6 protein-coding genes and 1 pseudogene are annotated in these 11,517 nt (G+C 39.2%); 2 read left to right on the top strand and 5 right to left on the bottom strand.

All coding sequences use genetic code 11. The annotated features are described in order from the left end of the window. From B6A32_RS04480 to B6A32_RS04455, 5 genes and pseudogenes are all read right to left on the bottom strand, one after another. Positions 1–475, bottom strand: a pseudogene (locus B6A32_RS04480) (transposase); the annotation flags it as partial. A gap of 135 nt (positions 476–610) precedes the next feature. Further along, on the bottom strand, positions 611–1,585 hold the full coding sequence (locus B6A32_RS04475; protein ID WP_085301494.1) for a transposase: 975 nt from the start codon (positions 1,583–1,585) through the stop codon (positions 611–613). Positions 1,586–2,286: 701 nt separating this feature from the next. Next, complete coding sequence (locus tag B6A32_RS04465) at positions 2,287–2,745, bottom strand: hypothetical protein (RefSeq protein ID WP_085301492.1); 459 nt, start codon at positions 2,743–2,745, stop codon at positions 2,287–2,289. 456 nt (positions 2,746–3,201) lie between these two features. Beyond that, complete coding sequence (locus B6A32_RS04460) at positions 3,202–5,922, bottom strand: nitrate reductase (RefSeq protein WP_085301491.1); 2,721 nt, start codon at positions 5,920–5,922, stop codon at positions 3,202–3,204. 155 nt (positions 5,923–6,077) lie between these two features. Then, positions 6,078–7,430 carry an NAD(P)/FAD-dependent oxidoreductase gene (locus B6A32_RS04455; protein WP_085301490.1) on the bottom strand — a complete coding sequence of 451 codons (1,353 nt, stop codon included), beginning with the start codon at positions 7,428–7,430 and terminating at the stop codon, positions 6,078–6,080. Between the two features lie 832 nt (positions 7,431–8,262). Here B6A32_RS04455 and B6A32_RS04450 point away from each other — a divergent pair. Further along, positions 8,263–9,735 (top strand): NarK family nitrate/nitrite MFS transporter, encoded by a 1,473-nt coding sequence (locus B6A32_RS04450; RefSeq protein ID WP_085301489.1) that lies wholly within the window; start codon positions 8,263–8,265, stop codon positions 9,733–9,735. A 6-nt stretch (positions 9,736–9,741) separates the two neighbouring features. Continuing rightward, a complete protein-coding gene (locus B6A32_RS04445) occupies positions 9,742–11,514 on the top strand; it encodes a bifunctional protein-serine/threonine kinase/phosphatase (protein WP_085301488.1) in 1,773 nt (590 codons plus the stop codon). Positions 11,515–11,517 lie beyond the last annotated feature (3 nt).

Below are 11,517 nucleotides of genomic sequence, written 5' to 3'. Positions count from 1 at the left end.
CTGTGCAGTTATCTTCTTGGTTGGCGGCTCGTGCTATGTTTTCGTTGATATAGCCCATAAACCAGCTAATTTTCATTAGACGCTTTCGATACACTTCAGCGGTAGCTTCAACGATAGCCATTAAGTGTTTTGGCAGTACATCACCACGACAGTACTGTTGTGTGAGTAATGTGCCTTTGTATAAGCGGTGCCAGCGCTCAAGCACCTCTTTCATACTCCATTGCTTGGCTTTTACTTCATCAATAAATAACACCACATGATAATGATTACTCATTACTGCATAAGCACAAACGTCAATGGCAAACACTTGGCTGAGAAAGTGTAACTTCTCTTCTATCCATTCACGCCTGTGTTCAAAGCTTTGTCCTGATACGGTATCTTCACCGCATAAAAAAGCACGTCGAACACAACGCGCCACACAATGATAATACGGGGTATCTACTAAACTGATTTGCTGCTTCCTTGGCGTAGCCATAACTCACCTGAGATAATGTTGTGGGGGTTTTCTTAGTTTAGTTCAGTGTTCTGTAATTTCAATTTAGGATGGGTGTCCTGTTAATTCCTTCTGACTTGTTGACTTTATGGTGTTTAAAATCGGTAAATCTGGAGTTTACGCAAAGAGTTTTTTGCAGTGGCTTAAGTTTTGTCGTCGTTTGAGCTGTTGGTGTTCGCAATAATCACTGAGTACATCTTCGCGGCCTATTGCACCATGAAACTGTGTTTTAAATTCAGTGGTGATGATTAGCCAGTTTTCAGGTGATATGTTTAATCGGCTCAGTATGCTTGGTAGGTTTTCGTCGATGTAGCCGGGCTTATCTTCTCTAATGCAACGCCCGGTGAGTTCGATTAACTTTAAATAGTCAGTCAGCTCAAACGGTAGGCCTTTGGGCATGTTTTCTCTGGGGTTTCCAACAAAGGGCATGAGTGTTTTGGGTTGTTGGCTTTGTGTGGCTTGCTCGCAGCGCAATTTAACGCTGGTGTGCGCTGAATCTTCTGGGGTGTTGGCGATATTGGCGCGAATGGGGTTTAAGTCAACATAAGCCATACAAGCAGCAAGTGCGGCTTCATCAAGTAAAGCTTGAGATTTAAACCGACCTTCCCAGAACCTGCCTGTGCAGTTATCTTCTTGGTTGGCGGCTCGTGCAATGTGTTCGTTGATATAGCCCATAAACCAGCTGATTTTCATCAGACGTTTGCGATACACTTCAGCGGTGGCTTCAACGATAGCCATTAAGTGCTTTGGCAGTACATCACCACGACAGTATTGTTGTGTGAGTAATGTGCCTTTGTATAAGCGGTGCCAGCGCTCAAGCACCTCTTTCATACTCCATTGTTGGGCTTTTTCTTCATCAATAAATAACACCACATGATAATGATTACTCATTACCGCATAAGCACAAACGTCAATGGCAAACACTTGGCTGAGAAAGTGTAACTTCTCTTCTATCCATTCTCGACGGTGCTCAAAGCTTTGTCCTGATAAAGTATCTTCACCGCATAAAAAAGCACGTCGAACACAACGCGCCACACAATGATAATACGGGGTGTTTACTAAACTGATTTGCTGCTTCCTTGGCGTAGCCATAACTCACCTGAGATAATGTTGTGGGGTTTTCTTAGTTTAGTTCAGTGTTCTGTAATTTCAATTTAGGATGGGTGTCCTTTTAATTCCCCTTAGTTTAGTTCAGTGTTCTGTAATTTCAATTTAGGATGGGTGTCCTTTTAATTCCCCTGAGATAATGTTGTGGGGTTTTCTTAGTTTAGTTCAGTGTTCTGTAATTTCAATTTAGGATGGGTGTCCTTTTAATTCCGAAATTAATAATGACACTCATTCTAAATAAACCCTAATCACATACCAGCGATATTATAATATCTTGCTCTTTGTCATGACCAAATGACTGATTTTGTCTAAAAATAGATACGAAACTACCACTTTAGACCCAAACTATACTTATACATCAATTTTCTGGCAAGTAGCAACCTCAAGTACTGACTTGTTAACTTTATGGCGTTTAAAATCGGTAAATCGTGAACTTAGGCAAAGAGTTTTTTGCAGTTAGGGTGAGTGTCCTGTTAAATTCTTTCTTAATGCCTCTCCGTTGATTTCATAGGTTGCATTTGGCCACGGCCAAAATCCAAACAATAGAAGAGGAATAAACGTAACGGTATTTACGCCATACATATACATAAAAAGCGACGGCATCTTTTTACCTGATTTGAAAAAAAGAAAAAGCGTATTCAAGAAAAACTCCATTTTTACTACAATCCTTAAAGAAGCCTAACGCCCTAATCAGTCGAGTAGCTGTTTGGCGTCGGCTGCATTTGATTGTTAGGCTTCTTTATCAGAAGGTACAAAACTAAACTTGGTATCGCCAAATACCACAAATACTCAAAGTTACTTCCAGTGTATCTACCGATAAATTGAGAAAAATAGTCAAAAATTACAATTACTAAAATCGGACAGAAGTAAACTAACAATCCTAACTTACTACTCCAATTTAACTTTTTAACGCCAAAACCAATTACTGTTGCAGATAGAAAAGAAGCAATAGAAAAATCAACTGTCGCTAACAATATGTACAAACCGTCTACTAACCAAAAAGCATCTTTTGACCACTCATACTGAACGATAAAGTTTACAAATGAACTTGTTACTGTTGTTTGCCAAAAAGGTAGTAAGTGCCAATAGAGTCCAAGAAAAACTAAAAATAATATTCCATGGAGTATCCCAATTAACAGTTTCACTCAAATTCCTCTAGGAGCCTAACAGCTTATTATGATGAAAAAATCCTTGTTTAAACAAGGAAAAAATCCTTCTTTCATATTTTATAATAATCAAAACATACCTGGTTTATTCACTATCTACAATAAGTTACTAATAAAACATCTCGTTATGCTAAAGACATAAACGAGAATATTTCCTTTTTATTGGATGAAAGCAGGAAATCGCACTAATCTGTACAAATACACAGTTAAATTTGTGACGTAACAAAATAAATAAGGATAAATATAAACTGCGGAGTCAGGCTCATTGAAATATCACCAATGTGCTCAAACAGAGATATTAATCGAGTTATACTAAGCCAGTTTTAGGCTCATAACTGCTTGTCAGATGAAGTCAGAACCTATACACACTTAACATTTTCATGAAATGTTAAGTGCTGTACTCGCTTTTCACCGATGTAAAAAATGCTTTTAAAGTTAACCGTTCAATAAATATGTTTTCAATTCAGGAATACATGAGCCACAGTTAGTACCACATTTTAACTTTTCACCTAAACTGTTTACCGACTTACAATCGCCAGATTTAATCGCTGCTTGTATGGTTTTTTCACCCACCTGAAAACAAGAGCATATCATGTCGCCCACATCGCCTTTGCCATCACTATCAATACCTGACATTAGCTTAAAGCGAGTTTTTATTGGTAGAGTTTTATTTAATTGATCTTCGATGTATCGGCTATTAAATTTCAGGCTTAAATCAGTACTTGCCGCAAAAAAGCAATGCAGTTGGTTATCGATAAAACCGGCAATACGTAATACGTTTTTTTGATGGTCTTTTAATACTATCCAGTCGGTGATCTGCGGATACAAATTAGCCAAAAAAGTTTCATCTTCGGCCAACGCTTGCTGGTCAGACAATAAATATTTGTGACCTTGTTCAAGCTGTATTTTACTCCAGTACTGGGTTGAACAGTTTACTGCTTGTGAAGAAACTAAATAGCCAGACCATATTGTATTAAAGGGCTTGAGGTTAACGGGGCTGTGCTTAAATTCAGGCTGTCCACAAATGTCATCAGTAATAGGGTTTACCAACGCAGATGCGCGAGCAGATGCTGAAAAATTATCATTCCAGTGAATAGGGACAAAAATTTCACCTACGCGTTGTTCGTCAGTAATATTGACTCTGCCAATATATTCAGCGTCTAAGTTAGTCAATATCGCGAGTTGTTTATCTGCTAATTTAAAGCGCTGAGCATCTTCTGGATTTACAGCAATATATGGCTCGTTTGAATGTGTCATTAATTTCGCCACACGACCCGTTCTGGTCATGGTGTGCCATTGATCTCGAATTCGGCCCGAGTTCATCACTACTTGAGTAGAGCTTGGTAATATTTTAGGCAGTTGCGCAATAATGGGAATAAAATTAGCTTTTTGATTTTTTGTCGCAAACACACCATCGGTAAATAAACGCTTAACACCATTTGGGTTTGCCTGATTAATCGGCCATTTCGTGGGTATAAAGTTTTCGTAATCAGCTTGTGAAATGTTAGCTAAAGCTGAAATATCAAAAACGCGGTAAACATCATGTTTAGCTCTTTTATCAGCATAAGGGTGGCTGTTTTCAAAACCAGACAAGGCAGCATGTTCTTTGAATATATCAACAGGGTGTTGATAATTAAACGCGGATTTAAAGCCTAACTTATGTGCAACATCGGTAATTATTTGCCAATCATGCCTTGCTTCACCGGGTGCTTTTAACATGCTTTTGTGCACAGAAATGGTTCGGTCAGAGTTGGTTACAGAGCCATGTTTTTCACCCCAAGTACTCGCGGGTAACACCACATCAGCATAAGCTACCGTGTCAGTGTTTTCATAACATTCGCTCACCACAACCATAGGGCATTTTTTTAATGCGCGTTTAACAAGGTTAGCATTAGGCATACTAACTACAGGATTAGTCGCCATGATCCAAATAGCTTTTATCTTTCCAGAGTCTACCGCGTCGAATAAGTCTACCGCTTTTAACCCTTGCTTAGTCGCAATGTTAGGGGCTTGCCAAAAACGTTTAACTAAGTCTATTTCATTGGGGTTTTCAAAATGTAAATGCGCGGCAAGCTGCGTTGATAAGCCACCTACTTCGCGCCCCCCCATAGCATTGGGTTGACCGGTAATTGAAAACGCAGCAGCACCTTCTCGCCCTATTTTCCCTGTCGCTAAATGACAATTAATAATGGCATTACCTTTATCAACACCACTTGATGATTGGTTAATGCCTTGCGAGAAAAAAGTAACGACTTTGTCTGTTTCGGCAAAAATTTGGTAACTCTCAAGCAACAATGAAAGCTCAATATCACAGGCTTTTGCTACAGCTGAAATATCAGCAAACTGGCTTTGTGCGGTTTGTAATGTTTGTTCGAAGCCTTGACAATGCTTGGCGATATAATCGTTATTTAAATGCCCTTGCTCAGCCAAATACATTAACAAGCCGTTATAGAAATAAGCATCGCTGCCAGGCTTTATCGCCAGATATAAGTCGGCATCTTTCGCAGAAGCCGTTTTACGTGGGTCGATTACCACTATTTTACGTGTTGGGTTTTCTTCCCTCGCTTTAATCATGCGCTGATAAACAATGGGATGAGCATAAGCGGGGTTAGCGCCAATAATAAATATAGCTTCGGCGGCGCTTAAGTCGTCATAACAGCCAGCCACAATATCTTCGCCAAAGGCACGTTTGTGAGCTGTACTGGCAGACGCCATACATAATCGTGAGTTGGTATCGACATTGGCTGAGCCAATAAAGCCTTTCATGAGTTTATTGGCGACATAATAGTCTTCGGTAAGTAACTGCCCTGATAAATAAAAAGCGACTGAGTCTGGGCCGTATTGCGCAATTGTTTCTTGAAAATGTTTGGCTATTTTAGACGTTGCTTGGTCCCAACTTACAGCTTCGCCATCAATACGCGGACTTAAGATTCGATTTTTTACCCCTTGTGTTTCATGAAGTGAAGAGCCTTTAACGCATAATCGGCCTAAGTTTGCAGGGTGCAGTTTATTACCTTTTACGGCAATAACCTTATTATTTTCAACAGTGGCTTCAATACCGCAACCTACCCCACAATAAGGGCAATTAGTTTTATTTGTGGTGAGTTGATTGTTTAAAGCTGAAGGTTGTTTATCGGTAAAAATAATATCGGTCATGAAGTTCTCAAACGTTAACTCACCAGTGCAATTATTATTCGTTTTTTGCAAAAAGTGCGTTGGTAAAATTTTAAATTAAGCGGCTTATTAATATCAAAGTCGTGTGCGCTACTGCTAAGCTAAAGCAAAACTAGCCTTTATGTTGCAAAAGTAAGTTATGCGATACTGACTTGCTTTTCGTCATCGCTTAGGCTGACAAACTCTTCGCCAATTAAAAGCTCTGGCAACATAGGAGTAACTGTTGTTGCTTGTTGCATTAGGTCAAAATAAGCCATACCAGAGCTCACATCACCAAAGAGCACAACACCACTTATTTTGCCGTTTTTAACGATGATTTTTCGGTAAATAAGCGCTTTTTTATCTAATAGCGTAAAGCATTGGCTGTCTTCTGATACTTCAACATTACCTGCTGAAAATAACTGAACACCCGACACTTTCAATTTGGTTGCTACAGGAGCGTTATAAAATGGTTTTTCTAGGCTATTACACAAACGCTCAGCAAGCGTAATACACTGTGCCCAAATAGGATCAACCAAACCAAAGGTGGCTCCTTTATGCTGACAACACTCACCTAAAGCGCTAATCGAAGGTTCACTGGTTTGCATGTAATCGTTAACTAATATGGCACGATTAACCTCAATATTACTGGTTTGAGCTAATTCTTTGTTTGGCGTAATGCCCGTGGCAATAACGGCCATTTGCGCACAAATAAACGCACCATTAGTTAACGTAACACCTGATAATATTTCAGTTTTCTTATTATTAGGTGTTACGCTTTTATCGATGTTACTTTCAAAAGCGGCAACTTCATGGCCCAAAACAAAGTTAATATTTTTTTGCTCCATAATGGTTTGCAGCATAACGCCGGCCACTTTATCAAGCTGCCTGTTCAACAACCATTTGTTACGATGCACCAAGGTAACTTCTACACCACTAAGCGCTAATCCGTACGCAGCCTCTAATCCTAGCAAGCCACCACCAATCACAACCGCTTGCTTTTTACTTATGCTCTTTTGTTTGGTGAAGGCTTGAATTTTTTCGGTATCGGCAATATTTCGAAAATTAAATATTCCGGTAATATTTTGATTTTTGGCTGGAATTTTAGCGGTGCGAGAGCCTGTAGCGATAATAAGTTCGTCGTAATCTATTTGCACACCTGAGGCTAAATCAACGTACTTTTTTTCTTTATTGATATAACTAACAACACCGCCACTTAAAAAATTAATATGATGCGCTTTGTACCATGCTGGTGGTTTTTGCATAATACTGTCTATGGTTGCTTCACCTGCTAAAACAGCTGATAACATTATTCGGTTGTAGCTACCAAAGTGCTCTTTAGAGATCACCGTAATCTGGTATTTATTCGGCGTACGTTTGATTATTTCGTCGAGCAGGCGACCTGTTGCCATACCGTTTCCAACGATCACCAATGCAGGTTTTATTTGCACAACTGACTGAACAGGCTTGCTGCTTGAACGCTTAATTATTGGTTTTTCGGTATTAGCCATTTTACTGCCTATATTTGTCGCGTTATCATCGTAGCGAAGGTAAGTTACTCAGTTCGCCATTCTTTTGTGACTATAAAAACTTTATATAGAGCTAAATGCAGGTAATGTGCCATGAGATTTTTAATTCTGCACTCCCCTTTACCTTATTGTAATTAAAGTATTTTCTTTAAAGTATTGTTCAAAATAATAATAACTATGCTGATATTTATATAAGTTTATGCACTGATATGGTGCTGGCATGCATTGTTTTATAAAAAGGCGGGGTGGGTAACTTATAACTTAAAGTAACTAGAGTTAGGTACCTCGACTTAAAGTAACTTGTCTTAAACTACCAAGCAAAGGCTTTTACGAATAAGATGAGTAAACTCCATAATACTTAAGCCAGCATTCAAGGTAAATACAACGGGCTAAGCGCAAACCATTGCCACAAATACTTTCCACAAATAACTTCCACAAATAATAAGATTAAAATTGAGATCTTAGCTGTTCATCATTAACCCCCTATTTTACCTGTTACGCATTTTACCTGTTACGCATTGCTTACCATTTTTTCTGCACTTAATCTGTGCGTTGGCGCTTTTGTATCGTGCAGTCATAACCTAATAACATTTAGAATTAGCTATATAAAACACACTAAAAAACAATTAAAACAACACCATAGTAATATCCGCATTGTCTGGCATTGCATTTGCAACTCAGTGCTCACTACTGTTATTGGCACTCTATTAAGCCTGTCTGATGACAAAAATAACCAACCCATTATTTGTTATTAACACAGAAAAGCGTCTCTGGTTAATAAAAAGCATAGATTTTAATTTTTAGGAGTTGTTGCATGAGCGGTCAAGATAGTCTTAATATTTTTTCATTTAAAGGAAAAATGAAAACCTTACATATGAGTTGGATAGCATTTTTTATCACCTTTGCTGTTTGGTTTAATTTTGCGCCTTTAGTGTCGGTTATTGCAGACTCACTCGGCTTATCTAAAGCGGAAATTAAAACCTTAATGCTATTAAATGTGGCCTTAACTATTCCGGCCCGCGTAATTATCGGCATGTTAACCGACAAATATGGCCCTCGCTTAACCTTCGCCGTATTACTTGCCGTATGTAGCATCCCTTGTTTTATGTTTGCTTTTGCAAGCTCGTTTGAACAAGCGGCATTGTCTCGATTCTTATTAGGCTTTATTGGCGCTGGCTTTGTTATCGGTATTCGAATGGTATCTGAATGGTTTCCGGCGAATGAACTTGGTACTGCTGAAGGCATTTATGGTGGTTGGGGTAATTTTGGCTCTGCTGCTGCGGCAATGACTTTACCGACTCTGGCATTAGTATTTGGTGGTGAAAACGGCTGGAGATATGCTGTTGCCTTTACTGGAGCATTAAGCTTACTTTTCAGTATTATTTGGTATAAAAACGTTACCGATACCCCAAAAGGTTCAACCTACTTTAAACCTAAACAAACTGGCGCAATGGAAGTTACGTCAACTGGCGACTTCTTTCTGTTATTAATTATGAAAGTGCCAATGTATGGTGCTTTAGCTTTACTTACTTGGAAATTATCACCGGCTGGCGTGAATTTGTTATCAGATCAAAGTGCATTGTTGGCTTATATTGGTTTAGTGGTTTTATTTGCGATTGAAGTTAAGCAAACCATTAAAGTAAACGGTCATTTATTTTCAAAGCCCGTAGAAAAAATTCACCAATATAAATTTAAACAAGTCGCGGTATTAAACATTCTTTACTTTGCAACTTTTGGTTCAGAATTGGCTGTTGTTTCAATGCTACCGTTATTTTTCGCTGAAACCTTTGAGCTAAGTATGGTTTATGCCGCGATGTTGGCGTCAACTTATGCCTTTATGAACTTAATGTCTCGCCCTGGTGGCGGTTGGTTGTCTGATAAATTTGGTCGTAAAAAAACCTTATTAATTTTAACGGCGGGTTTAGCTGTTGGTTATTTTGCTATGTCGGAAATCACCGGTGAATGGCCATTAGCGTTAGCGGTAGTAACAGCGATGGCTTGTTCATTCTTCGTACAAGCAGGCGAAGGTGCCGTATTTGCCGCCGTACCACTAATTAAGCGTAGGTTAACCGGGCAAATTGCGGGTATGACTGGTGCTTATGGTAACGTCGGGGCTGTGGTTTATTTAACGGTATTAACCATGGTTGATTATTCAACCTTCTTTATGGTGATAGCCGCTACTGCAGTGCTAGGGTTCACAACGTTACTCTTTATGGAAGAGCCCAAAGGCACTATTACTGAAGTACGAGAAGATGGTACGGTAGAGTTAATTAATGTCAGCCATTAAGAAAATATGAGTAATGAAACCCAGCGAAACCAAAGCACGGTTGCAGATTTGCAATTGTGCATTGGCGGATTTTCTTCAAAAGGTTTAAAGGCCGAAAACCAAGACGCTTTCGCCGCTATTGTGCCCCAAAGCCACGAATTACGTGCTAAAGGTGCTGTTGCGGCTATTGCCGATGGGCTATCAAGTGCTAATAAAGCGGCAGATGCCTCGCAACTTGCTGTTACTCAATTTATTCAAGAATATCTCGCGACCCCTGAAACTTGGTCAACGCAAAAGTCAGCTGCCAAAGTATTAACCAGTTTAAATAACTGGCTGTATTCACAAAGTGATTTTGTGGAGGGTTTAGCCGATGAGAATTCTCCGCAATGGCTTACCACGTTTTCAGCCTTAATTGCTAAATCTAACACTGGCTATATTTTTCATGTCGGTGATACTCGCATCACCAAGTATCGTAATCTTCAATTAGAGGTTATTACACGCGATCATAATCGCAAGCAAATTGGCCAACAAGCTTTATTAACCCGTGCCTTGGGTGCTGATAACCGTTTAGAAGTTGACGTGCATCAGGTTGATTTACAATCGGGCGATTTATACATGCTAAGTTGTGATGGCGTTCATGACCATATAACAAAGCCGGTTTTTAAAACCCTGTTTGATGCTTTACCCGTATCACCAGAAAAAGGTGATTTAGAAGCCCTCTCAATTGAAATAGTTAACACGGCACTTGAGCAAGGTAGTAACGATAACCTCACCTGCTTATTAGTTTATGTTAAAGCCGTACCGAATCGTAAACTGGCTGAAATTCAGCGTGATCTTAGTACAAAAGTAATACCACCAGCATTAAAAGTTGGGCAGAAGCTAGACGGCTACCTGATCAAAAAAGTGATCCACGCTAGCATTCGATCACATTTGTATTTAGTTATAGATACGGAAACAGATAAACCTTATGTTTTAAAAACACCTTCAGCTAACTTTTCAGAAGATGCTATTTATTTACAAGGGTTTATGCGAGAAGCTTGGGTTGGCGAACGTATTAAGCACGGTAATGTAATGCGAGTGCTGCCCGGCAGAAAAAACAGCCAATTTTTGTATCACGTTTGCGAATACTTGCAAGGCCAAACACTAGGTGAATGGTTACACGACAATCCTAAACCGAGCATTGCCCAAGTACGCGATATTATGAAACAAGTTATTAGCGCATTACGAGCCTTTCAGCGCTTAGATTTAGTGCATCGTGATTTAAAACCCGACAATATTATGATCGATCAATATGGCCACATTAAATTGATTGATTACGGCACTGTATTTGTTGCTTCGCTCGATGAAAACCAAGAAACCATTAAAGAAGAAGTGCCATTTGGCTCTTTAAACTATATTGCGCCTGAAACGTTATTACACATGAGAGCAGACAATCAAAGTGACTTATTTTCTTTAGGCGTTATTTGTTATGAAATGCTCTCAGGCGAGCTCCCCTATAAACCCATGCAGCGGGCTGAGGTAACGATTAAAGATTATAACAGCATGCAATATCGCAGCATTAAACAGTTTCGACCTGAATTACCTTTATGGTTAGATTTAAGTTTACAAAAAGCAACCCAGGCTGACCCTAAATTGCGCTATAACGCTTTTTCAGAGTTTTTTGCTGATTTAAGTAACCCACAAACAAATGCCGTTGAAGAATACAACAGTCAGCCGTTATTAAAACGTAACCCCATTTTATTTTGGCAATCATTATCAGCCTTATTATTTATTGGGCTAATTTTTGCGTTACTCCACTAAGCT

Origin of the sequence: Colwellia polaris (assembly GCF_002104515.1) — a bacterium.
Taxonomy (GTDB): domain Bacteria; phylum Pseudomonadota; class Gammaproteobacteria; order Enterobacterales; family Alteromonadaceae; genus Cognaticolwellia; species Cognaticolwellia polaris.
The sequence above is the reverse complement of the archived record's forward strand: the minus strand, read 5'-3'. Positions and strand labels throughout refer to the sequence as shown.